Origin of the sequence: Helicobacter cholecystus (genome assembly GCF_003364215.1) — a bacterium.
Lineage (GTDB): Bacteria > Campylobacterota > Campylobacteria > Campylobacterales > Helicobacteraceae > Helicobacter_G > Helicobacter_G cholecystus.
On record NZ_NXLU01000004.1, the window covers coordinates 78,166 to 101,697 of the forward strand.

A 23,532-nucleotide genomic window follows, 5' to 3' on the forward strand; every position below is an offset into this window, starting at 1 on the left:
AAAAAATCACTTTCTTGCTAATTCAAAAGCATCTAACACTCACTGGAGCCCATAAGCGGATTTGAACCGCCGACCTCTTCCTTACCAAGGAAGTGCTCTGCCCCTGAGCTATATGGGCAAACTCCAAAGACAATGATAAATATAATGGGATAATTTTCCAAATAAAGAAGATTGGCTCCCAGATATGGAGCGGGAAACGGGGCTCGAACCCGCGACCCTCAGCTTGGAAGGCTGATGCTCTAGCCAACTGAGCTATTCCCGCATCTCTCAAACACTAGCTAATCGACTACCACCTTGGCTAGAAAGTGGTGGTGAGACGTGGATTCGAACCACGGAAGACAAAGTCAGCAGATTTACAGTCTGCCCTCGTTGGCCACTTGAGTATCTCACCAAATATAGCTTATTACCGGTCAAACACCAAAAACTGGAGCTGGTTAAGGGACTTGAACCCCCGACCTGCTGCTTACAAGGCAGCTGCTCTACCAACTGAGCTAAACCAGCACATCAAAAAAATCGTATTGTATAGACTTTCTAACTAGAAGTCAAGAGTAAGAGATTATTTTTTCTTCAAATTTTTACAATTTATCTCTTTTTTACTAAAAATTCGACTATTTCGCATATGTTCTTGATCAAGTTCATAGATATAAAATCCTGCTTTTTTTGCATTATCTCTTACTGTACTACTTTGAGAGTATGTAGTCACCACCCCATATTCATTAAGCTTTGCATAAAGCAAGGTAAAAAACTCTTCACTCCATAATTCTGGATTTTTTGAAAATGAAAAAGCATCTTGATAAACAATATCAAAAAATTGATCCTCAAAATTTTTAAGATATTGCCGTGCATCTCCTATAAAACACTCTAAACTCCAACGATCTTTTTGATATCTCCTTTTTTCATTGATTGCTTTTAAAATCTCTACAAGCCCAATTCCATCTAAAGTGTGAATTTCTTTTGGATAGGAAAAATGCAACAAGTCTTTAAGCAATAGGGCATCTTTTTCAGGGGAATAAATTTCCAATGTTTGAGAATACTTTCTAAAAATAAAATGTCTAAGAGTAAAAAAACTATTATAGCCTAGTCCAAAACATATATCTAAAACTCGAATTTTTTCTGTAAAGTTGGCATATTCAAAAGCAGGAAAAATATGCTTAAATAATGTTTCCTTGATTGCACCATCTCTAAGACTATGATAGGTTTCTTGATAGTTTGTATTAAAAAGTGTATAACTTCCATCAGAACTTAACTCAATACTCAATACCCCTCTCCCTAAGCTTATCTCTAATGTAGCGCATTTGAATATTCTTATCAAAACACCACTTAGGTGCTAATAGTGTGTCATGATGTGCTCCTGAACTAATACGCTGCAATACCACATCATCTGGAATGAGTTCAATAGAATTTAAAATTAAATCTGCATAAGCCTCTAGAGTAATGGGCGTGTATTCTCCCTTTTTATACATTTTTGCAAGCTGAGTGCCCTCGACCACATAAAGAGGGTGAAGCTTTAGTCCGTCCACCCCCCATTGTAATACTTTGCACAAACTCTCTAAGATCATTTTTTTACTCTCATTTGGAAGTCCATAGATGAGATGTGCACAAACTTTAATCCCTCTTTTTCTTGTTTCCTCAAAAATTCTAGAGGCATTGCTCATATCCTCCCCACGATTAATTAACTTAAGAGTTTGAGGAAAAACTGATTGCACTCCATACTCAAGCCATATCTCAAAACCTTTTTTAACATAACCTTCAAGTAAATCCAAAATTTCACTATTGACACTATCTACTCTTGTGCCAATACTCATTCCTACAACATTGGGTAAGGAAAAGGCTTCATCATAGAGGGCTTGGAGAGTGGAAAGTGGTGCATAAGTATTGGTATAAGATTGAAAATAGATCATATATTTTCCTATAGAAAATTTTTCTTTATGAAAATCTGTATGCCAAAAAAACTGCTCCTTAAGTTGCAAAATCTGTCTTTGCAAAATAGGATTTTGCTCAAGTGAGAAGTTCATTTTCACACTCTTTGTCTGGGGCGTGAGTTTTATTATGCTTGGAGAAAAGCTTTCATTACAACAATAAATACACCCTCCTCTTGCAACTTTTCCATCAATATTAGGGCAAGTAAAGCCCTCAAGCGTAATAGGTATCTTTCTTACACGCTCTCCAAATGTCTTTTTAAAATATCTCCCCAGTGTTAAAAGCTCCCTCACTCAAACCCCTCATTATCTCCAAAACAATTTTGTATATACTTTCCATCAAAACAGGCTTGACAATAATTCCCTCCACCCAAACTTCGCGCTAATCCTTCTAGACTTAAAAAATGCAAAGAATCAGATTGAATATATTTTCGTACTTCCTCTAAAGAATGTGTTGCACAAATGAGCTCCTGCTTACTTGGTGTATCCACGCCATAAAAACAAGGGGAAATCGTAGGTGGAGAAGAGATCAGTAAATGCACTTCTTTAGCACCTGCATTTTTTAAGATCTTTACAATCTGACGACTTGTAGTTCCTCTTACTATAGAGTCGTCAAGCACAATCACTCTCTTTCCTTCAATAATTTCTCTAATGGGGTTAAGCTTAAGTTTAACTTTAAGTTCACGAATACTTTGCTCAGATTCAATAAAAGTTCTTCCTACATAATGATTTCTAATAATTCCTAGCTCAAAAGCAATTCCACTCTCTAGGGCGTATCCTAAAGCTGATGGAACTCCACTATCAGGAACTGGCACAACAATGTCTGCATCAATTTTGCACTCTCTTGCAAGTTCTCTACCCATTGCTTTGCGAATAGAATAAACATTTTTTCCAAAAACCTGACTGTCAGGACGTGCAAAATAGACATATTCAAAAATGCATTTAAAATCTTTGGGTGCAAAAAGCTGAGTAGAGGTCATTTTACCATTCTCAAAAACAATCATCTCTCCTGCTTGAATATCTCTTACATACTCTGCCCCAAGCAAATCAAATGCACAAGTTTCACTTGCAACAATATACCCCTCCCCCTTTTCTCCTTGAATCTTCCCAAGACTCAAAGGTCTTAGACCGTAGCGATCTCTTAATACAATCATCTTGTTTGATAAAACAAAAATCAAACAATATGCACCTTTAATCTGTTCTGCACTGTATTTAATACATTCCTCAAAACTCTCTTTCTTACTCTTTGCAATCAAATGTAAAATCACTTCTGTATCCAAAAAGCTTTGAAAAATTGATCCTTCTTTGGTGAGTTCTTCTCTAAGACGAGCGGCATTGGTAAGATTACCATTATGCACAACTGCAACCTCTCCTAATGCACAACGTGCATACAAAGGTTGGGCATCAGAACTAGATTGTCTGCCTGCAGTGGCATAACGATTATGTCCAATGGCAATCTGTCCTTTAAGATTGCCTAAAATATTTTCATCAAACACCTCGGAGACTAAACCTTGAGATTTATGCGTAAGGATTGTCTCTCCATCAAATACACTCATTCCACTAGCTTCTTGCCCTCGATGCTGCATTGCAAATAAAGCATAATATGCAAGCCAACCTGCATTTTCTACACCATAAACTCCAACAACTGCACATTCTTCATTCCAATGCTTCAAATAACTTCCTTCTAAAATTTCAAAACATCTTGCATGCTATAAAGTCCATTGTTTTGAGCAATAACCCATTTTATTGCTCTAATAGCTCCTTTAGCAAAGGTATCACGACTTGTGGCATTATGAGTAAGCTCTAGATATTCTCCATTGCAGTAAAACCCTACAGTATGCTTCCCTACAATATCTCCACCTCTAAAACTCATTACACCAATCTCTTCTTTCTTACGCTCACCAATATTACCATCTCTTCCACTCACTCTTACATGATCTAAATTCAAATCCCTAGCCTTTGCACAGAATTCTGCCAAGGTCATTGCAGTTCCACTTGGAGAATCTTTTTTTCGATGATGATGAAATTCGCTAATTTCAATATCTGCATCTGGAAGTTTTTGTGCTACTAAAAAAGCAAGTTCATTAAGAAGAGCAATTCCTTGACTTGTATTTGTTGCATAAACAACTGCAGCAAGCTTACTTACTTCAAGAAGAAGTTTTTTTTCTTGTTGCAATCCTGTTGTTCCAATGACTGCAGGCTTAGGAAAATGTAAAAGTGCTTGAAGCAAATGGAGCGTTCCTGTAGGATTACTAAAATCAATTACGCAATCACAAGAAGATAAAAATTCCTTCCAATCATTTGTGGATAAAATTTCTTCAGATACGCTAACAGGAGTTTGATGGGTAAAGATACAAGAGAGGCAAAGATCGTTCTCTTGTAAAAGATGTTTGGCAATGAGTTGGCCCATCCTGCCAGTGTAGCCAACTAGCCCAACCTTCAACATCAATGGCCCTCTAAATATGAAAGCACACTTAAGGCTGCTGTTGCTCCATCACCTGCAGCACAAACAACTTGGCGAGCAGCTTGAATTCTTAAATCTCCAGCAACAAAAAGCCCCTTAATATTTGTTTTCATCGACAAGTCTACTTTAACACTTCCCCATTCATCACACTCACAAAGCATACTCCCATCTTCTTGCTTCAACACTGAATTATTAACCTCATAGCCTACGAAGATGAAAATCCCCATAACATTAAGCCGTCTAATCTCTCCATTTTGTTTAATATCCACAAAACTTACACCCATTGCATCACCACCAATTTCCTCAACAATCGCAGAAGTAATAAATTCAATTTTTTCATTCTCTCTAGCATGTGCAATTGTACTTGGTGCTGCTCTAAACTCTTCACGACGATGCACTAAATAAACTTTTGAACAAATCCTTGAAAGATAGATTGCTTCTTCAAGTGCTGTATCTCCACCACCCAAAACAACAACCTCTTTATTTTTATAAAAAAATCCATCACAAGTTGCACAAGTGCTTACACCTTTTCCCCAAAACTCATTTTCTCCTTTTACACCACTGCGCTTTGGTTTTCCACCTGTACAAACAATAACACTTTTTGCCTCTTCTATCTTTCCATCAGCTTGGATAATCTCAAAAATATCACCTTTTTTACTTACACGCTTAACCTCACTCATTGCATGCTTAAGTCCAAAACGAAAACATTGCTCTTGCCAAGGTTGCATAAAGTCCATTCCACTTACAATTTGAGCAACACCTGGATAATTCTCTATCTCACTGCTTCCTGTAATTTGCCCCCCAGGCATTCCCATTTCAAATAAAGTAACATTTTTTAAACCACCTCTTGTTGCATACAATCCTGCACTTAGACCTGCTGGACCTCCACCAATAATTGCTAAATCTAACATTTTATCTCCTTTAATAAAAATTATTATTTATCCTATACAAATAAGATAAACTGAGTGTATCATTTGAGGCTAAAAGCCTCATAATTTTTATAGAAGAGCATTAAGTTTATCTTTGAGAGCTTGTTCAGAAGTCGCACCCACCATTTGATCTACAACCTGACCATCTTTAAAAAAAAGCATTGTAGGAATACTTCGGATTCCAAACTGACTTGAAAGTTCTTCTTGTTCATCAGTGTTAACCTTACAAATCTTTGCCTTACCCTCATACTCTTCTGCAAGTTTATCAATAACAGGTGAAAGCATTCGACAAGGACCACACCAAGGTGCCCAAAAATCTACTAATGCTACACCACTTTGAGTGTGTTCTGTAAAATTTTCTTTTGTTAGTTCAATGTAATGACCCATAATTTACTCCTTATAGTAATTTTAAAATCAAGAGGATTATACAATAGAAAAATATTATAGGGGGTAATCAAACAAAAGAAAAATTTTATTATTTAAGGTATCTTTTCTTAATTATCATAAGTGTTATAAAAAGTGAAAGAAAAATCCCTCCTATATATGTATAAAGAAAAAATAGATCAAAGTGAATAAGAAATAAAAGTAAAATTAAAACTATAATATAAGAGAAGACTCTCTTTGCAGAACAGCTAATTCCCATTCCTGCTGTAATCTTTTCAGAAAACTTATCCTCGATTTCTTTACCCTTAAGATAATTTTGCATTGTCAAAAAAAGAAAAAAGAAAATTAATGAAAAAGAAAAGAAACCTACCAAAAAACTTAATAGACCCTTAAATTTAAAAAATAAAAAAGAAAGCAAAAAACAAAAAAAAGATATGAAAAAAATCAACCAAGGAAAATTAATCTTGCTCAATCTCTTTATACTCCCGATATTTTGGATCATTTTGTAGTTCATCCATCTCTTTTTGCTGTTTTCTGTAGGCTAAATACAGATTGTAACAAGCCCCTCCTATCCCCCAAAATACTCCAAGCCATAGAATCCAGTTCCAACCTGTAAGACGTTTTAGCCACATCCCAATACCCACCCCAAGTAAAATTGCAATAATAATGGAAAATCCTAAAGATAGTCCACTTACAGCACTCACAACTCTGCCATATTTTGGTTCTCGTGTAACTCCTTTGAGATATATTTTCTCATCCTTAGATTCCATTGACAATCTCCTCTAAACTCTGCGCACATGCTTTAATAGCACTATCAATTTGTTCTTCATTCATACTTGCACAAATAAATCCACTCTCATAAGCTGAGGGTGCTAAATATATTCCTTTTTCAAGCATTTTTGTATGGAATTTTACAAAAAGTTCTCCATTACTTTTTTTGGCATCATCAAAATTTTTTACTTCATTTTCATTAAAGAAAAAGCCAAACATACTCCCCCTAACTTGTGTTTGCATTGCTATTCCTCTTTGAGAAGCTTCTTTTTTAAATCCATTCATCAAACGTTCTGCCAACATTTGCAATCTCTCATAAAGCTTTGCATTACTTTTAAGTTTACACACCGCCATCAATCCTGCACTCACTGCAATAGGATTTCCACTTAAAGTCCCTGCTTGATAAACCTTTCCTACAGGAGAAAGAAGTTTCATAATCTCATCCTTCCCTCCAAAACAGGCCAAAGGCATACCCCCACCAATAACTTTTCCAAAAGTAACCATATCAGGAATAACGTCATAGAAGCTTTGGGCGCCTTTAAGTGAAGCTCTAAATCCGCTCATCACTTCATCAAAAATAAGCACCGCTCCAAACTCATCACAAAGAGTCCTTAGGGTTGAAATAAACTCTCTACTTGCAGGAACTAATCCCATATTTCCAGCAATTGGCTCAATAATCACACAACCAATATCACCCTTTTGAAAATACTCTCTTAGTCCCCTGATTTCATTATAAGTAGCAACTAAAGTATGTTTGCTTAAGGCTTGAGGTACGCCAGGAGAACTAGGAGAACCAAAGGTTGCACAACCGCTTCCCGCACTCACAAGTAAACTATCGCTATGTCCATGATAACATCCATCAAATTTAAGAATATTGTCCTTTTGACTATAGGCACGAGCTAAGCGGATTGCACTCATTGTTGCCTCTGTACCACTGCTGACCATCCGAACTTTTTCAACCCCATCATAAAGAGAAATAATCTCTTTAGCCAAAGTTGTCTCAAGCTCTGTAGGAGCTCCAAAACTCATTCCATTTTTTACACTCTCAATCACAGCCTCTACGATATCCCTATCACAATGTCCCCAAATCAGTGGCCCCCAGCTTTGAACAAAATCTAAATATGCATTACCATCTACATCATAAATATAACTTCCTTCACCTCTTGCAATAAACCTTGGAATCCCTCCTACACTTCCAAAAGCTCTTACGGGAGAATTAACCCCTCCAACAATAACCTGCTTTGCTTCATTAAAATCATTGATACTGTGCAAAATTTCCATTTTTACTCCTTATTTAATCTGTCTAAACACTTTATTTTCTAAAAGATAAATTTTAGTGCAACTCTTAGCCACTTCTTCATCATGTGTAGCCAAAACCATCCCTGATCCATTATGTTGCAAAAACTCCAAAATCATTTTCATTATATTCATTGCTGTATGTTTATCTAAATTCCCCGTAGGTTCATCTGCAAAAATCATTTTGGGCTTCTTGCACAAAATTCTTGCAATAGACACTCTTTGCTGCTGTCCTCCGCTAAGCTCTCCAACCTGTTGCTTGAGTATATGAGAAATTCCCATTCTTTCTAACAGCTCATAGTCTATTGGTTCTGAAGCAAGAAAGGAAGCAATTTGCAAATTCTCCCTGGCACTAAAACCACGAAAAAGATAATGGGCTTGAAAAATAATTCCCACTCCATAGCGTCGTAAAGCTAGAAGTTCATTAGAATTTAAAGAGTAAATATCTTGTTTATCTAAAAGATTAATTTTTCCTAAATTTGGAGGAAGAAGAGTGGAGAGGTGATTAAGGATTGTAGATTTTCCACTCCCACTTACACCCAAAATTGCAATAGATTCACCCTTATTGCAAATTAAATCCACTCCCTCATAAAGCAAGGTTTCAAAGCTATGAGATAGACCTATGGCTTTTAGAAGTTGCATTTTATTTAAAGTTGTGCCGCAACTTCTTTTGCAAAATCTACGACTTCTTTCTCAATCCCCTCACCTAATTCAAATCTCACATATTCTGTGATCTCAATTTCATCATTGAGCTCTTTGCTCTTAGCTTGAAGTACTTGAGCAATGGTCTTTTTGTCATCCATAACATAGAATTGACCTAAAAGTGTCATTCTTTGATCAATAAGTGTATTATCAGCAATAAATCTTTCCATTTGACCTGGAATAATCTTATCCCAAATTGCCTCAGGCTTTCCTTGTGCCTTAAGTTCAGCTCTTAGATTTTCTTCAGCCTGTTTAAGCACCGCCTCTGTAAGTTCAATTTCAGAAACATAGCTTGGAATCTTATGCAATGGCTTTCCAAGTCTTTTGAGCTCCTCATTTTCTTTTTCAAGTTCAGCTATAAGGGCAATTTTTTCTTTTGCAATAAATTCACTACTGATTTGCTTATAGCTAAGATATTGGGGTTTCATTGCAGCTGCATGCATACAAAGATTTCTTGCAAACTCAGCTAGAGCAGATGCGTTTTTAGCCTCTTTATAAGCAATTTTAATGATTACACCCACACGTCCATTAGAATGAACGTAACCATTAACTACACTTTGAGCATCAGCATTTACATTGGCAATCCTTCTTACAACAATGTTCTCGCCAATCTTTGCAATCTGTCCCTTGAGATAATCATCAAAACTACAACCTTCTATGCTCACTTTTGTTAAATCTTGCACATTTGTAATTTTGTTTTGCTCAACAAGATTTGTTGATTTTTCAACCAAGGCTACAAACCCATCATTTTTTGCAACAAAATCAGTTTCACTATTGATTTCAAGCATAACTGCATTTTTAAAATCTGGTGTAACTTTTACAGAAATTACACCCTCAGCTGCAACACGATCTGCTTTTTTAGCAGCTTTGCTCAGACCTTTTTCTCTTAAATATTCAACAGCCTTTTGAATATCTCCTGCCACTTCGACAAGAGCTTTTTTACAGTCCATCATCCCTGCATCAGTCATCTCACGAAGTTTTTTTACAAGTTGAGCATTAATTTCCATTACTCATCTCCCTTCATTTCTTTCTCAAGCTCAGCACTCAACTCATCAAGCACTTCTTTTTTCTCTTCTTCACTTGCTGGAGCTGCTTCATTTAAAGCCTGCTCACCCTCACCTCCTGCCATTGCACGACCCTCAGTAATTGCCTCGGCCATTTCTTTGCAGAAAAGTTGAATTGAGCGAATTGCATCATCATTTCCTGGAATAGGATAATCAACCATATCAGGATCACAATTTGTATCAATAGGAGCCACAACAGGAATTCCTAGTCTTCTTGCTTCAGCTACTGCAATTTTTTCTTTTGCAGAATCAATCACAAAAATCATATCAGGCACTTTTTTCATATGGCGCACACCGCCAAGATACTTATCAAGCTTTTCTTTTTTTCTCATAAGCATTAATTTTTCTTTTTTTGTAAGCAAGTCAATTTGTCCACTTGTTTCCATTTCTTCAATCACTTCTAACTTTCTGACTGATCTCTTGATTGTGCTAAAATTTGTAAGCATTCCTCCCAACCAACGATAATTCACATAAGGAACATTTACACTTTCTGCATATTGTTTAAGAGTTGCACTTGCTTGCTTTTTTGTCCCAACAAACATAATAGTTTTTCCCTCTGCAGCAGCATCTCTGACAATATTGTATGTATATCTGAAGTATCGAATTGTTTTTTGCAAATCGATGATATGAATATTCTTTCTTACACCAAAGATAAATCTTTTCATCTTTGGATTCCATCTTCTTGTTTGATGTCCAAAATGAACACCGCATTCTAGTAGGTCCTTCATTGTAACCATAGGGGCTTCTCCTAAAAATAAATTGAGTTTATTCCTCCACGCTCCTTAGCCATATTGGCAACTCATCGAAGAATTAGCGTGTGCGTATTGCTTTGGCAAACCAAAAAGGAAGCTATGATTTTAGCGAAATTTCCAAATGTTTTATCTACGTTTTTTTATTCCTTAAATACTTTAATTTCTTAGAAAAAATGCAAAAAAGTACTAGTTTTATTGACCTAAAAATCCTAGAATTCAAAAATTTATTTCTTTATGCAAACAAGGAAAGTCATGAAAATTTTAATCGCTGGTGGAGGATACGGCGGATTAAAAACTGCCATAACACTCCAAAAACGTAATCCAAATGCACAAATCACTCTTATTTCCAAACATGATTATCACTATCAAACAACATTACTCCATAAAATTGCCGTAGGGACACTGAGTGAAAGAAAAGCAAAAATTTATTATCGCCAACTTCTTACAAAAGTTTGTTTTATTAAAGATAAAGTGATGGAGTTATGCCCAGAGCAAAATAAGGTAGTTGGAAAACTTGGGGAATACTCTTATGATATTTTAGTTATCGCGCTTGGTTTTAAGCCCGATGATTTTGGAATTAAAGGTGTTAAAGAACACGCTTACAAACTCTCTTCACTTAATGCTTCATTACGATTGTGTAAGCATATTGAGAGAAAATTTAAAGATTATCATATTACAAAAGATAAGAATGATCTCTCTTTTATCGTATGTGGAAGCGGATTAACAGGAGTTGAATTTAGTGCTGAGCTTGCAAGTGACATCCCGCGATTATGTCAAATTTATGGAATTAGTCCTGCTGATATCAAAATCTCTTGTATCGGACGCTCTGAGAATGTTTTACCTGTTTTTCCTCAAAGTCTAAAAGAAAAAACAGAGCAGAAGCTTCATGCACTGGGCGTAACACTCTATAATCAAACGAGTGTTTTAGAATGCTATGCTGATGGGGTTTTGGTCTCTCATAATGAGAAAGAAGAGAAACTCTATGGAAATACAATCCTTTGGAGTGCTGGAGTAAAGGGGAACGATAGTATTGAATTCTACTCTAAGGTTCAAAGCCAAAAAGGGAGATTAAAAGTTGATGCTCAGCTTAGAAGCGAGGATTATGAGAATATTTATGTAGTTGGAGATTGTGCAATTTATGCACAAAAAGAAGTCATTTATGTTCCCACCGCTCAACTTGCTACACAAATGGGAGAATATGTAGGAAATCTTTTAGCAGATATGCTAGAAGGAAAAAAAGAACATAAGGACTTCAGATTTATTAATCGTGGTTCAGTGTGTTCCATCGGTCATCTTGATGGTGTGGGTGTTGTATTTGGTAGAAAAATTAGTGGAGAATTGAGTGCTTTTGTTAAAAATAGCATTGAAAATCGTTGGCTTTTTGGAATTGGTGGATTAAAAATGGTCCTTAAAAAAGGACAATTTCGCTATCGTAGTAGTGATTAAAAACAAAGGAGCAAAAATGAAAGTTGCCTTATTGATGAGCGGAGGAGTAGATAGCTCATATTGTGCTTATTTACTTAAGTCAATGGGATATGAAGTTGTAGGAATTTATCTTAAGCTCCATGATAAAGAAGAAAAACATCAAGCTTTTATTCAAAACTGCCACAAAGTTTCTTCAAATCTCGGCTTTGAGTTTCATATCATTGAAGCAAAAGAAGAATTTAGAGCACTTGTATATAATGAATTTATCGCTGCATATCAAAGAGGGGAAACTCCCAATCCCTGTGCCTTATGTAATCCTCTTATGAAATTTGGTCTAGCCTTGCAAAAAGCTATGGATATGGGTTGTGAAAAAATTGCAACAGGGCATTATGCAAGAATAGGCAATATCAATGGTGTTAAGAGAATTAGAGAGGCACTTGATCCCAGTAAAGATCAAAGCTACTTTCTTTATGCTATCTCTCAAGAAGCTATAGATCGTCTAATTTTTCCACTTGGAGACTATCTTAAGGTTAACGTTAAGAAAGAAGCATTTGAGGCAATGCCTTGGCTTGGATCTTTAGAAACTTACAAAGAATCTCAAGAGATTTGTTTTGTAGAAACTGATTATATCGATATTCTCAAAAAAACACTTGAGGTTGATCGTGTAGGAATTGTAAGAAACTCTGCAGGTGAGGCCGTAGGAGAGCATAAAGGTTATATGCAGTATACTATTGGAAAAAGAAAAGGTTTTAGTGTTAAAGGGGCATTAGAGCCTCATTACGTCCTCTCTATTCATCCTGAGAAAAATGAAATTATTGTAGGAAAAAAAGAAGAACTTTCAACATCTCAGGTTTTTGCAATCAATAAAAGCTTGCCCAGTAATTTTATTAATGGAGAGTATGAGGTTAAGATTCGATACAGAAGCTCTAAAAGTCGTGCTTTTGTTTCACTCGACAAGGAAGGCAATCTTATAGCAAAATTACTTGATCCTGTATATGGGGTGGCCAAGGGACAAGCCCTTGTGCTTTATCAAGATGATTGTGTGCTAGGTGGTGGAGTGATTGTAGGTGCAGAAAAATAATCTAATACAATTTTTTTCTCTCCTAAAGGAATAAATTCCCCAATAATTGCACTTTTTGTATATCCCAAAAATCTTAATGATTCTACAAGGCGTGGAGCCTGATCTTTGGGAAGTGCAAAGAGCAGACCACCAGAGGTTTGCGCATCAAAAAGAGTGATACTTTCTTTTTCTTGGAGTTTATTATCTACAAACTGCGAGAGATAGTGATAGTTTTTTTTGCTTCCATTAGGAATCTGTCCTGCATGAATAAGTGCATTTAATCCATCAAATAAAGGAACATCATCAAAAAAGATTTGCGCACTTTTATTGTCTGCACACATTTCTAACAAATGGCCCACAAGTCCAAAACCTGTAATATCAGTGCAAGCATGAATATCAAATTCCCTTGCACAAAGCGAGGCCTTGAGATTGAGCTGTGTCATACTCTCAATAGCCTCAAGATTTGGGGAATAAGCTATATGTTTGTTTTTAAGAGCTGTAGAAACAATTCCTGTCCCCAAAGCTTTACAAAGCACTAAAACATCTCCAATCTGTGCGCGATGATTTCTCCAAATCTTTTGAGGATGTACAACACCACTCACACTTAGTCCATATTTTTGTTCTAAATCCCCTACGCTATGCCCACCCAAAAGTACTGCTCTTGCCTCTTTTAGTTTTTGTGCTCCACCTCTTAAAATATCGCTGATCATCTCTTTGCTGATATGATCCTGATCCCACATTAGGAGATTCATTGCTGTTTTTGCCACTGCACCCATTGCAAAAATATCGCTCAATGCATTACTTGCTGCAATTTGTCCATAAATAAAAGGATCATCAACAATGGGAGTAATAAAATCAACGCTCTGTACAAGAGCAACCTCATCATTAATGCGATATACTCCTGCATCATCACTATGCTCATAGCCCACTAAAAGATTATTATCTTCATAGGTTTGTACGCCACTCATAATTTGTGTTAGATCTTCCAGACCTACTTTTGTAGCTCAACCTACACAACGAACAAAAGAAGTCATCATTGTTTCTCCTTAAAGTGAGATAATGGGCAATTCACTCATCAATACTCCTGCAATCTCTTGAGAATGGCTGATTTTTCCTGCAACAATCTTTGATTCAATCCCAAAATGATCAATGCAAGTTTTGCATAATAAAATCTCCACTCCCTTTCTCTCCAAAATCTGCAAATACTTTGCAATATCATTTTGAGAGAGCAAAACTCCACGATTAAGCAGAAGAATATATTTGGGCACCTGATAAGAAAGGGAAAGCTTAGCAAACAAATTATCAAGCAGCTTTCTACCAAGCTCCCCATCTCCAAGCCTATCATCTTTGATATAAAAAGCCTTATCTACAATCTCTATGGGCTTTTCTTCAAGTTCTTCAATTTTTTTCTCTTCCTTGCTTTTAACAACAATACTGAACTCACTCTCATTGCCACTCGTTTCAAAAATATATCCTTGATTGATCAAAAAATTCTCCACCTCAGCAAGAGCATTCTCACAATCTCCAATAATTTCAATTTTTGCAACTTGAATATTCTGCTCTCTCAGTTGCTCCAAAACAGATTTAACCTTATTGGCAGGATCTTGACAAATTTCTTTTTTTACATCAATTCTTGCCTCTCTCATTCATCCTCCTTACAAAAAGATTCAATTAACATTTTAAATATTTTTGCAAGATTATCTAAATCTTGAAGTTTTACACACTCATTTTTTGCATGGATTCTATCATTGCATACTCCAAGTTCTGCAACTCCAATTCCATAAGAAGCAAAATATCGTGCATCACTTGTCCCTCCACTGCAACTGAGTTTGGGTGTTATTCCCGTAATCTTTGTAATGCAGAGAGTAAGTTTAGAGATGAGTGTATTTTCTCTTGGAGTGAGAAAGGGGAGTGAACTTGTTTTGACCTCTAGATCATACTCTAAACCTTGCAAGACTTTGTGCAAGTAGATCTGCACATCCTCTTGATGTGTAAGGGGAGAATTACGCACATTAAACATCATCACCAAATCGCTTGGGGTTACATTGCACACTTGCATTCCTCCACGAATATCTGTAACAACAATTTTGCTTGGTTGAAAATTCTCATCCCCATCATCAAGATTTTTGCCTGCAATTTCTCCCAATCTTGACCCCAAAAGCTCAATAGGATTAAGACATTGATCCGGATAGGCGACATGTCCCTGAACCCCTTTGATTGTAATTTTTCCATTCATTGATCCTCTTCGACCAATTTTAATCATATCTCCTACAACCTCTTGACTAGTAGGCTCTGCAACAATTGCAAAATGGGGAAGGCGATTTTCTTTGTGCAAACACTCTAAAATATAGCGTGTACCATTAATCCCATCCCCCTCTTCATCGCTGGTTAAAAGTATGGAAATTGCAAGATTCTCATAAATTCCCTCTTTTTGGGCCTTGATAATCGCATCCAGAAATGCACCTATCCCCCCCTTCATATCTTGTGCCCCCCTACCATAAAGGCACTCCTCTTTAATGACTGCCTCAAAAGGATCACTCTCCCATCCCTCACCTGCTGGCACAACATCAACATGTCCCGCAAAACACAAATGGAGTTTTCCCTCTTGCTGTGTTGGAGAAAAATCTTTATAAAAAAAAGCATTTTTCACTTCAGAATAATCCATTCGCTCATAAGAGAAACCCTCTAAAAGCGTAGCGATATACTCAAAAATCCCACACTCTAAGGGAGTAATCGTAGGATAAGAGATAAGTTTTTTAACAATTTCTTTTGTCATTTTTATACTTTTTTTGCAATAAAGAGAGCAAAATTAACCCATTTAAACAGAACTTCCACACAACAAAAACCTGAGTTTTTAAGCATATCCCTATTCTCATCAAGTGTATAGGGGATAAGAACATTCTCTAATGCTTCACGTTTTTGGTTAATTTCAAATTGGGTATATCCTTGAGACATCTTATAGTGATGATAGTGCTCAATCATTAAATGACCCATTTGTTTATCTTCGCTTAAAACCTTCTCACTCATCAAGAAAACTCCTCCATCTTCAAGTGAATTAAAGATTTTTTGAATCATTTTTTCTCTCATTAATGGACGAACAAATTGCATTGTCCAGCTTGCAATCACAACATTGCATTGCTTAAGGGGATAATGCAAAAAATCCTCACACACAAATTCTGCATCTACCCCATATGCCCTTGCTTTTAACAAGGCTCTCTCACACATTGCCCTAGAATTATCAATTCCTATAAGTTTAGCTTGTGGACAAAGTTTATAAAGTGCAAAAAGTGCATTTCCTGTGCTTGAACCCAGGTCATAAACAATTTTGTCTTTCTCAAGATTTAATGAGGCAAAGTGAGCAATCAGATCAATTTGCTCTTTATAAAATGGGATGGAGCGCTCAAGCATATCATCAAAAACACTTGCAACACTCTCATCAAACTCAAATTGCTTTTTAATCTGGGATTGAAATAATATATCTTTCACAGTCTTTTTACTGCCTCAATCAAGTCTTTGGGAGTCATTCCATAACTAGAAGCAATCTTCCTAGAAGCCAAAGAATGAGCCAAAACTGCATAAATTGCAGCATCTCTGCTTTGCACACCTTGTGCAAGCAAAGCCCCAATCATTCCAGCCAATACATCCCCACTTCCCCCCTTGGCAAGATTATTTTTCCCAAGATTGCAAATATAAAGTTTTGCATCCTGAGCAATTAAGGTATTTGCCCCCTTAAGAACAACGACGACTTCTGGGTACATTGAACAAAACTCCAAAAGCAGTAAATCTCGTTTAATCTTAACCTCTTCAACACTTAAATCTGCAATTTCACAAATCTTGAGTAAAGATGCAAATTCTTTGATATGCGGAGTAAGCACAACATTTTTAGCTTTGTAAAGAAAGTTTTTGAGTTTGGGTGAGCTAAAAACCCCTGCATCAAGAACACAGGACCTTTGAGCAATCAAATCAAAATCCTTCTCCTCCACATTCACCATTCCCATTCCCATAGCAATAGCATTTGCTTCTTGGGGGATTTCTTTGGAGTGCATCATTTCATAAGGAGGGTAGGCCATTTCTCCGCTAAGTGTGCATCGCCCCACACCAAAAGCCATTGCCCCCATTGCACACAAAACTCCAGCACCATTTTGACTCCCTTCTTTGTTTTGCACCACTACAGCCAAATGACCATAGCTCCCCTTATGTGTATCTTCTAAGATACGATGAGGAAGCTGAAGATCTTGTTGTTCTAAAAGCTTGATATTAGAACGGACTTCATAGTTTTGAGAAGAGATTCCCAGAGGTGCAACAAGAATTTCCCCCACATAATCCTTAGCCCACTCTGCAAATAAATCAAGCTTAAGTGCACCCATACTCACAGTATAATCTGCCTTAAAAGCACCCCCCTTAAAAAAAGCTCCAACACCACTTGGAATATCACAAGCAATTCTAACTCTTGCCATTTTATTCATCACATTAAGCAATTCTTTAAACTCTAAATCAATTTCCCCACAAAATCCACTTCCAAAAAGACAGTCCACAACAACATCACAGGGATAAATTTTTTTTACAAAATCTACACCTAGACTTTTAGAGCGTAAAAACTCCTTTTGACACAGTGGGCTTTTTGCATCTTTTGCCATAAAAACCTTGACACGATACTCTCCTTGGAGTTTTCTAGCAAGGGCTAGGCCATCTGCACCATTTCCACCCCCGCCACAGACAATATAAATTAAACTTTGTTGATGTGTAACCTTATCAATTAAAGCTTTGAGTGCATTTGAGGCGTTCTCACATAAAATTTCTTCACTTAAAAAATAACGCTCAATTGCTCGTTTATCCAAAACCCGAGTATCTTTAAAAATATTTTTCATTCTTCCCTCTTTTTTAAAGCCATAAGAGCCGAGGCAATAACAACAGCTTCCCTATCATCTTTTTGCTCCTTGGGGATGAGAGCAGAAAGATTGCGCGAAATGTAAGAAGTATCAAAAAACCCTTTTTTAAACTCACTATTTTCACAGATCTTTTGTAAAAAAGGAATGGTCGTTTTAACCCCTTTAATTGTAAATTCACTCAAGGCTCTAGAAAGTTTTTTTACAGCCAAATCATAGCTTGTTGCCCTCACAATGAGCTTGGCAATCATTGAATCATAAAATGGAGGAATTTCATAATCTTTATAAACACAGCTATCTACTCTTACAAAGGGGCCAAGTGCAGGATAATAGGCTGTAATTTTTCCTGGATTGGGTGCAAAATGATCATAAACATTCTCAGCATTAATTCTTGCTTCAATAGCATACCCTTGAAAAACCACATCATTTTGATTAACTTCTAAAATCTCACCTCCAGCAATTCTGATTTGCCTCACAACCAAATCAAATCCTGTAATTTCCTCTGTAATTCCATGCTCAACTTGAATACGCGTATTCATCTCCATAAAATAAAACTGATTAAATTCATCAAGCAAAAACTCGACTGTCCCTGCATTAGTATAATTTGCTGCTTTGGCTGCTGCGATAGCCACAGCTCCCATTCTTTTTCTAAGTCCATCATCAATACTAGGGCTTGGTGCAATTTCTACAAGTTTTTGATGACGCCTCTGAATTGAGCAATCTCGCTCTCCTAAATGAATAACATTGCCATAATGATCTGCTAAAATCTGAAACTCTATATGCCTAGGAGAAGAAATATATTTTTCTATAAATACATCATCATTCCCAAAAAATACTCTAGCCTCTCTTTTACAAGCCTCAAAACTCTCAAGCAGGTATTCTTCTTTTTCAACTACCCTAATCCCCTTTCCCCCTCCCCCAGCACTTGCTTTTAAAATCACAGGGTATCCAATTCTTAAAGCTATTTCTAAAATCTCTTGAGAATTCTTACAATTAATCGGATCTGTCCCCTCAACAATAGGGATTCCATTTTCTTTCATTAGAGCTCTTGCAACATTTTTATCTCCCATATTTGCAATCACTTCTGAGCTTGGACCTATCCATACCAATCCACTTTCACTCACTCTTTTTGCAAATAAAGCATTCTCAGATAAAAATCCATAGCCCGGATGAATAGCTTGGGATGCACTCTCCTTGGCAATTTTTAAGATCAATTCAATATCTAAATATCCCTTAATTGGGTCGTCACTTAGCTTATAGGCATAATCTGCCATTTTAACATGGAGAGATTGATGATCTGCTTGAGAATAAATTGCAACACTTTCGATCCCCAAATCTTTACATGCACGAATAATCCGCACAGCAATTTCACCACGATTAGCAATTAATATTCGCTTAAACACTGCAGTCCTTTAAGAAAATTTGCCATTATTTTATCTTTAAATACAAAAACTTCAAAATCTCCAAATCAATACTTAAAATTTTCCCTATGCTCTTGATAAGTTTTTGAAAAAGTATGCACTCCATTTTTGTTGCGAACAAAATATAAATAATCCACTTTTTGGGGATGAACTGCACTCTTTATAGCTTCCAAGCCAACACTTCCACAAGGACAAGGTGGAATCCCTTTATGCAAATATGTATTAAAAGTGCTTTTATCGTTTCTGATTCTCTCAGGAGTAACCTTGGTATGAGAAAACTCACCATAATTAAGTGAGCCATCCATTTGTAGAGGCATACCTTTTGCAATTCGATTGTCAATCACTGCTGAGATAATGGGCATTTCAGAGGCATTGGCTGCTTCTTTTTGGATAATAGAAGCCTTGCTTATTATCCTTTTCCACTGGTGAGTGTTAAGATTATAACCCAAAGCATTTGCAATCCTTGAATACTCCTTATTAGAGTATTCAAGCAAATAAATAAACAGTCTAGAGGCATCAATTCCATAAGGAATCTTATAGGTCTGAGGCAAAATATTTCCCTCTTCGCATTGCACCTGTGCTCTATATGCCTTCCATAACTCTTGGATAGAAATATTTAAAACTTCTGAGAGCTGAATGATAAAAAAATGCATACTCTCCCCTGGAATAAGCTTTACCTCTTTAAGAGGGGCTTTTGCCACAGTAAGTTTATAAAGAAAATCTCCTCTAGACATCTGTTTTTCTCCCAAATCAATCCATCCACTTTGAGGGTTGCCTAAAATTCTAAGAATTAACCCATCAAATGCATTGAGATCAATCTTTTGGGTTTGTAAGTATGTTACAATTGCACGAATAGAGCCCTTAGGGAGATTGAGCATATCCAAAGTAGAAATAGCGGAGTTAAGATAAAGAAGAATGCAAACATTAAGCAAAAAAAAGACACCTAGCAAAAAATCAATTATTTTACTTTTCACTTTTTTTCTCTTAATAGGTGGATTATTTGTTGCGCTCTATCGTGGAATCTCTATACAAGAATTCCAAATTGCTAATTTCAACTTTAAAGGATTGTATCTAAAACTTGATAATAAATTTATCCTCACACTCAACCAGCTTAAAATCACTCAACCTTCCTCAACAAACACAGAAAATTTTTCCATTCAAGATGCAATCAAATGGTTTCATCGCTCTCTTGTAGGAATGTCTTATTTTAAACTTCTTGAAATTCGTAATATTATTCTTCCCGACAATCAACAAGCCTCTATTCTCTATGATGGAAAACGTTATGAATTGCTCTTTCCCTCCGTTGTAGCAAGCTTTGAGCTTGAACAAACATATACAAAGATTAAACTCTCTATTCAAAAACTTCTTTTTAGCAAACTCCAAATTAATGCAATGGGAAAACTTGAATTTCTCTTAGATAAAAATCAAATCAACTTCGCCCTCATTGCCAATTCTATTCGTCCACAAATGAGTCCTGAAGAAAAGCTTGTCATTAAAGGAAGTTCAGATCTTAGCATTTTACATCTCAGTGCCTTTAGCACCCTCATTCACAGTCTTACTCCCTTTGAGGAAGAAATTAAAAAAATTCCAGCACTCCATACATGGCTTATGCAAAAAGCCAGTTTTAAAAATATTAGAATTAAAAATCTTTTTTTTAGTGCTCCCTTAAATGAAAATTTTCTACCTAGACTTCTAAAAAGTCTTTACGCGGAACTTATCTTGGAAGAAGTGTCTTTAAAATTGCAACCTAATATTCCCTCAATTACAACTCCAACACTCAAAGTGCAGTTCAAAGATAAAAATCTTGGCTTTTACTTAACTCACCCACTTTATGACGATATCAGTCTTGAGGGCAGCTATGTTGAACTCAAACATTTTGATAAAAACCTCACAACAGAGGTGCATATTAAATCACAAGATGCAATTTTAGATCATAGACTTCATACTTTGCTTAGGGCTTATAATATTGATTTTGATATCACACAAACAAGCTCAAAAATGCAAACAGATCTTACTCTGAGCTTTCAAAGTACTCCTGAAGAACTCAATGTTAGCGCAAAGGGGAAATTTCAGGCCAAAGATGCAGACTTTAATTTCTTTGGCTTTCCCCTTGCCACACCCACACTTAATGTTATGCTTGATATCAATCCTAGTGAAAGTCATATTTTTGTTAATGACAGCAAAATTGCCACCAATCAACCTGATTTTACAGGACTGATCAACTGTGACATTGACTTAAATGAAAAAAAAGCGAAAGGAAAAATTAATCTTGATTTCTTAAAAATCCATACCCAAAATTCAACTTCTCCCCTAGGGCAAATTCTTGCCCTTGAAAGAAGCCTCACCCCCCAAATTGACTTTTCTGTGGATTTCTTCTCTACTCCAAAAGTTAGTCTACCTGACTTTGACACACAAATCACATTGGGGGAATCTACTGGTATTTTAATCACAGATCTTGCAAAAATTACCCCATACTCTAATTTGCTTCAGTATTTTGGAATCTCAAAGGGCGAAGTTGCCTTGCAAACAAAAGATTTTCAAACATTCTTTATTCAAGCCCAGCTCTCTAATCTCAAATATCCCATTTTTGATAAAAAATGGCAACCCATCAATGAAGTGAATATGACCTCTAAAATCACTCCTACAAAAATTTATATCTCTTCCTTAGACGAAAGTATGGTCTTTAATTTTCAAGATGATTTACTTCAAATTACATTTAAAAATAAAAACTTTAATCTTGATAGTATAGCTTCAAGTCAAATTCCCCTTCTCTCTCAAATTTCTCAAAATGGTTCCCCCGATCAAACCCCTCTCCAAGAATCTGCGCAAAAAAAACTAGAAAACAATTTTCATCTCTATATGGTGGCAAAGGATTCAGAAGTAGAATTTAAGAATTTAAAAATTCCAACAGATGAAATTATTATTAATATGAAAAATGGGGGAATAAAAGTGGACTTCACACATAAAAATGGAGTGGCAAATATCGATTTTTATGATGGACTCATTAAATTTAATGCAGATAATTTCGGGGGTAAATTCATTAATACCATTGCACAAAAAACAATTATGGAAGGAGGATTGTTTAGTGCAAAAGGAATTTATAAAAATAAAACTGTAAGAGGAGAGGTACAAATGCAAAATACAATCTTTAAAAACTTTGCCACTTTGCAAAATGTCTTAGCCCTCATTGATACAATCCCCTCTTTAATCGTCTTTAAAAAACCCGGACTTGGAGCAAATGGGTATGAGGTCAGTCATGGGCGAATTATCTTTGACTTAAATGATGAATTTCTGGGATTAAAAAAAATTAATTTAGTGGGAAGCTCCATTGATGTAGAGGGAAGTGGAATCATCAATCTTAAAACCAAAGAACTTAATATTGCACTCTCAATTTCAACTATTAAAGCACTCTCCGAGGTTTTAAGTAAGATTCCTATCGTTGGTTATCTTTTGTTGGGTAAAGAGGGTAAAATATCTACCGGTGTAGTCATTAAGGGAACACTTGACCATCCAAAATCAGAAGTCTCTGTAGCAGAGGATATTTTGAGTGCACCCTTTAAGATTATTCAAAGAATTTTCACAGGAGAATAAAATGACACTTTTTGAAGCATCAGAAAACCAATATTACAAGATTGTTGCAATTCAAACAATTGATGAAACACTTAAAGATCGTCTCCTTTCACTTGGAGTGACAAAAGATACTCAAGTATTTTTAGAGCGCTTCTCTCATAATAAAGATACTCTAGCAATTAAAATTAGTCATTCAAAGGTTGCTTTACGATCAAGTGAAGCACAACATATTATTGTTGAGGCAATATGACAAAACAGGAAAAAAGTCAAAAAATAAAAAAACACTTTTTGCTTGCCTACCCCAACCCAAAGACAGAGCTCAAATATAATAATCTCTATGAACTCCTTGTCTGCGTAATGCTCTCAGCACAATGCACGGATAAAAGAGTGAATCTTATCACCCCCGCTCTTTTTGCCTCTTTTCCTACACCAATGCACTTAGCAGTTGCCCCAGTTGAAGATATTAAAGAATTGATTAAATCTTGCTCTTTTTTTAATAATAAGGCTAAAAATCTCTCAAAAATGGCTCAGCAGGTTGTTAAAGATTTTAATGGCAAGATTCCCCAAACTCAAGAGGAGCTTAAATTGCTCGCGGGTGTTGGGCAAAAAACAGCAAATGTAGTTCTTATCGAGTATTTTGAACAAAATTTTATGGCTGTAGATACACATGTTTTTAGAGTTTCGCATCGACTTGGCTTAACAAAAGCAAAAACAGCACTTAAAACCGAACAAGAATTAGTAAAATTATTTAAAAATGATTTGAGTGTATTGCATCAAGCTTTTGTACTTTTTGGTCGTTATATTTGCAAGGCTTCTAAACCACAGTGTGAACAATGTTTTGTAAAACCATATTGTATAAGTACTCAAAACTTTAAACCCCAATAACAAA

At 36.0% G+C, this 23,532-nt stretch carries 23 protein-coding genes and 4 tRNA genes; 5 read left to right on the forward strand and 22 right to left on the reverse strand.

The genetic code is table 11. From position 1 onward, the window contains the following. Positions 1–43: 43 nt before the first annotated feature. From CQA62_RS04375 to rpsB, 15 genes are all read right to left on the reverse strand, one after another. A tRNA-Thr gene (locus CQA62_RS04375) sits at positions 44–118 on the reverse strand. A gap of 67 nt (positions 119–185) precedes the next feature. Next, positions 186–262: transfer RNA gene (locus CQA62_RS04380), tRNA-Gly, on the reverse strand. Positions 263–306: 44 nt separating this feature from the next. Further along, a tRNA-Tyr gene (locus CQA62_RS04385) sits at positions 307–391 on the reverse strand. 34 nt (positions 392–425) lie between these two features. After that, positions 426–501, reverse strand: a tRNA-Thr gene (locus CQA62_RS04390). Positions 502–556: 55 nt separating this feature from the next. Then, a complete protein-coding gene (locus tag CQA62_RS04395) occupies positions 557–1,258 on the reverse strand; it encodes an MnmC family methyltransferase (protein WP_158653694.1) in 702 nt (233 codons plus the stop codon). After that, positions 1,248–2,213, reverse strand: a complete 966-nt coding sequence (gene mnmL, locus CQA62_RS04400; RefSeq protein ID WP_104724715.1) for a tRNA modification radical SAM protein MnmL/YtqA — start codon at positions 2,211–2,213, stop codon at positions 1,248–1,250. Before mnmL ends, CQA62_RS04395 begins: the two co-directional genes overlap by 11 nt. After that, positions 2,210–3,592, reverse strand: coding sequence for an amidophosphoribosyltransferase (purF, locus tag CQA62_RS04405; protein ID WP_104724716.1), 1,383 nt, complete (start codon positions 3,590–3,592; stop codon positions 2,210–2,212). The genes mnmL and purF overlap by 4 nt, the downstream gene beginning before the upstream one ends. An 11-nt stretch (positions 3,593–3,603) precedes the next feature. After that, the gene (dapB, locus tag CQA62_RS04410; RefSeq protein ID WP_104724717.1) at positions 3,604–4,365 is read right to left on the reverse strand and encodes a 4-hydroxy-tetrahydrodipicolinate reductase; all 762 of its coding nucleotides are present in this window, start codon (positions 4,363–4,365) and stop codon (positions 3,604–3,606) included. Beyond that, complete coding sequence (gene trxB, locus CQA62_RS04415; RefSeq protein ID WP_104724718.1) at positions 4,365–5,294, reverse strand: thioredoxin-disulfide reductase; 930 nt, start codon at positions 5,292–5,294, stop codon at positions 4,365–4,367. The genes dapB and trxB overlap by 1 nt, the downstream gene beginning before the upstream one ends. 87 nt (positions 5,295–5,381) lie before the next feature. Continuing rightward, positions 5,382–5,699, reverse strand: coding sequence for a thioredoxin (gene trxA / locus CQA62_RS04420; RefSeq protein WP_104724719.1), 318 nt, complete (start codon positions 5,697–5,699; stop codon positions 5,382–5,384). A gap of 455 nt (positions 5,700–6,154) precedes the next feature. Next, on the reverse strand, positions 6,155–6,466 hold the full coding sequence (locus CQA62_RS04430) for an AtpZ/AtpI family protein (protein WP_104724721.1): 312 nt from the start codon (positions 6,464–6,466) through the stop codon (positions 6,155–6,157). Further along, positions 6,456–7,748 carry a glutamate-1-semialdehyde 2,1-aminomutase gene (gene hemL / locus CQA62_RS04435; protein ID WP_104724722.1) on the reverse strand — a complete coding sequence of 431 codons (1,293 nt, stop codon included), beginning with the start codon at positions 7,746–7,748 and terminating at the stop codon, positions 6,456–6,458. The genes CQA62_RS04430 and hemL overlap by 11 nt, the downstream gene beginning before the upstream one ends. Before the next feature lie 9 nt (positions 7,749–7,757). After that, positions 7,758–8,405 (reverse strand): ABC transporter ATP-binding protein, encoded by a 648-nt coding sequence (locus CQA62_RS04440; protein WP_104724723.1) that lies wholly within the window; start codon positions 8,403–8,405, stop codon positions 7,758–7,760. Positions 8,406–8,410: 5 nt separating this feature from the next. After that, the gene (gene tsf / locus CQA62_RS04445; protein ID WP_104724724.1) at positions 8,411–9,472 is read right to left on the reverse strand and encodes a translation elongation factor Ts; all 1,062 of its coding nucleotides are present in this window, start codon (positions 9,470–9,472) and stop codon (positions 8,411–8,413) included. Beyond that, complete coding sequence (gene rpsB, locus CQA62_RS04450; RefSeq protein ID WP_104724725.1) at positions 9,472–10,266, reverse strand: 30S ribosomal protein S2; 795 nt, start codon at positions 10,264–10,266, stop codon at positions 9,472–9,474. The genes tsf and rpsB overlap by 1 nt, the downstream gene beginning before the upstream one ends. A 267-nt stretch (positions 10,267–10,533) precedes the next feature. Between rpsB and CQA62_RS04455 the strand changes: the two genes are divergently transcribed. Continuing rightward, complete coding sequence (locus CQA62_RS04455; protein ID WP_232006727.1) at positions 10,534–11,727, forward strand: NAD(P)/FAD-dependent oxidoreductase; 1,194 nt, start codon at positions 10,534–10,536, stop codon at positions 11,725–11,727. A 16-nt stretch (positions 11,728–11,743) separates the two neighbouring features. After that, on the forward strand, positions 11,744–12,787 hold the full coding sequence (mnmA, locus tag CQA62_RS04460) for a tRNA 2-thiouridine(34) synthase MnmA (protein WP_104724727.1): 1,044 nt from the start codon (positions 11,744–11,746) through the stop codon (positions 12,785–12,787). On the opposite strand, the gene selD is transcribed toward mnmA, so the two are convergent. From selD to mltG, 7 genes are all read right to left on the reverse strand, one after another. Next, entirely contained in the window at positions 12,736–13,755 is a 1,020-nt protein-coding gene (selD, locus tag CQA62_RS04465) for a selenide, water dikinase SelD (protein ID WP_267891713.1), read from the reverse strand. The two genes, mnmA and selD, sit on opposite strands and share 52 nt — an antisense overlap. A 57-nt stretch (positions 13,756–13,812) precedes the next feature. Beyond that, positions 13,813–14,412, reverse strand: a complete 600-nt coding sequence (gene yedF, locus CQA62_RS04470; protein WP_104724729.1) for a sulfurtransferase-like selenium metabolism protein YedF — start codon at positions 14,410–14,412, stop codon at positions 13,813–13,815. After that, positions 14,409–15,542, reverse strand: coding sequence for a succinyl-diaminopimelate desuccinylase (gene dapE / locus CQA62_RS04475; protein ID WP_104724730.1), 1,134 nt, complete (start codon positions 15,540–15,542; stop codon positions 14,409–14,411). The genes yedF and dapE overlap by 4 nt, the downstream gene beginning before the upstream one ends. A 2-nt stretch (positions 15,543–15,544) precedes the next feature. After that, a complete protein-coding gene (gene cmoA, locus CQA62_RS04480; RefSeq protein WP_104724731.1) occupies positions 15,545–16,252 on the reverse strand; it encodes a carboxy-S-adenosyl-L-methionine synthase CmoA in 708 nt (235 codons plus the stop codon). Beyond that, complete coding sequence (locus CQA62_RS04485) at positions 16,249–17,634, reverse strand: NAD(P)H-hydrate dehydratase (RefSeq protein ID WP_104724732.1); 1,386 nt, start codon at positions 17,632–17,634, stop codon at positions 16,249–16,251. Before CQA62_RS04485 ends, cmoA begins: the two co-directional genes overlap by 4 nt. Continuing rightward, positions 17,631–19,055 (reverse strand): acetyl-CoA carboxylase subunit A, encoded by a 1,425-nt coding sequence (locus tag CQA62_RS04490; RefSeq protein ID WP_104724733.1) that lies wholly within the window; start codon positions 19,053–19,055, stop codon positions 17,631–17,633. Before CQA62_RS04490 ends, CQA62_RS04485 begins: the two co-directional genes overlap by 4 nt. Positions 19,056–19,120: 65 nt before the next feature. Continuing rightward, positions 19,121–20,005 (reverse strand): endolytic transglycosylase MltG, encoded by an 885-nt coding sequence (gene mltG / locus CQA62_RS04495; RefSeq protein WP_232006729.1) that lies wholly within the window; start codon positions 20,003–20,005, stop codon positions 19,121–19,123. On the opposite strand from mltG, the gene CQA62_RS04500 reads away from it, so the two are divergent. The 3 genes from CQA62_RS04500 to nth are packed head-to-tail and all read left to right on the forward strand — an operon-like array spanning position 19,989 to position 23,528. Continuing rightward, positions 19,989–22,664: a DUF3971 domain-containing protein gene (locus CQA62_RS04500; protein ID WP_104724735.1), complete on the forward strand. Its 2,676-nt coding sequence runs from the start codon at positions 19,989–19,991 to the stop codon at positions 22,662–22,664. The two genes, mltG and CQA62_RS04500, sit on opposite strands and share 17 nt — an antisense overlap. Before the next feature lies 1 nt (position 22,665). Then, positions 22,666–22,893, forward strand: coding sequence for a FeoA family protein (locus CQA62_RS04505; protein WP_104724736.1), 228 nt, complete (start codon positions 22,666–22,668; stop codon positions 22,891–22,893). Beyond that, positions 22,890–23,528, forward strand: a complete 639-nt coding sequence (gene nth / locus CQA62_RS04510; protein ID WP_104724737.1) for an endonuclease III — start codon at positions 22,890–22,892, stop codon at positions 23,526–23,528. The genes CQA62_RS04505 and nth overlap by 4 nt, the downstream gene beginning before the upstream one ends. The last annotated feature ends 4 nt before the right edge of the window (positions 23,529–23,532 follow it).

Excerpts from the sequence above, each read along its gene's own strand:
- dapB (WP_104724717.1), bottom strand. The coding sequence starts at position 4,365 with ATGTTGAAGGTTGGGCTAGTTGGCTACACTGGCAGGATGGGCCAACTC.
- trxB (WP_104724718.1), bottom strand. The coding sequence starts at position 5,294 with ATGTTAGATTTAGCAATTATTGGTGGAGGTCCAGCAGGTCTAAGTGCA.
- trxA (WP_104724719.1), bottom strand. The coding sequence starts at position 5,699 with ATGGGTCATTACATTGAACTAACAAAAGAAAATTTTACAGAACACACT.
- CQA62_RS04430 (WP_104724721.1), bottom strand. The coding sequence starts at position 6,466 with ATGGAATCTAAGGATGAGAAAATATATCTCAAAGGAGTTACACGAGAA.
- hemL (WP_104724722.1), bottom strand. The coding sequence starts at position 7,748 with ATGGAAATTTTGCACAGTATCAATGATTTTAATGAAGCAAAGCAGGTT.
- CQA62_RS04440 (WP_104724723.1), bottom strand. The coding sequence starts at position 8,405 with ATGCAACTTCTAAAAGCCATAGGTCTATCTCATAGCTTTGAAACCTTG.
- tsf (WP_104724724.1), bottom strand. The coding sequence starts at position 9,472 with ATGGAAATTAATGCTCAACTTGTAAAAAAACTTCGTGAGATGACTGAT.
- rpsB (WP_104724725.1), bottom strand. The coding sequence starts at position 10,266 with ATGGTTACAATGAAGGACCTACTAGAATGCGGTGTTCATTTTGGACAT.
- CQA62_RS04455 (WP_232006727.1), top strand. The coding sequence starts at position 10,534 with ATGAAAATTTTAATCGCTGGTGGAGGATACGGCGGATTAAAAACTGCC.
- mnmA (WP_104724727.1), top strand. The coding sequence starts at position 11,744 with ATGAAAGTTGCCTTATTGATGAGCGGAGGAGTAGATAGCTCATATTGT.
- yedF (WP_104724729.1), bottom strand. The coding sequence starts at position 14,412 with ATGAGAGAGGCAAGAATTGATGTAAAAAAAGAAATTTGTCAAGATCCT.
- dapE (WP_104724730.1), bottom strand. The coding sequence starts at position 15,542 with ATGACAAAAGAAATTGTTAAAAAACTTATCTCTTATCCTACGATTACT.
- CQA62_RS04485 (WP_104724732.1), bottom strand. The coding sequence starts at position 17,634 with ATGAAAAATATTTTTAAAGATACTCGGGTTTTGGATAAACGAGCAATT.
- CQA62_RS04500 (WP_104724735.1), top strand. The coding sequence starts at position 19,989 with ATGCAAACATTAAGCAAAAAAAAGACACCTAGCAAAAAATCAATTATT.
- CQA62_RS04505 (WP_104724736.1), top strand. The coding sequence starts at position 22,666 with ATGACACTTTTTGAAGCATCAGAAAACCAATATTACAAGATTGTTGCA.
- nth (WP_104724737.1), top strand. The coding sequence starts at position 22,890 with ATGACAAAACAGGAAAAAAGTCAAAAAATAAAAAAACACTTTTTGCTT.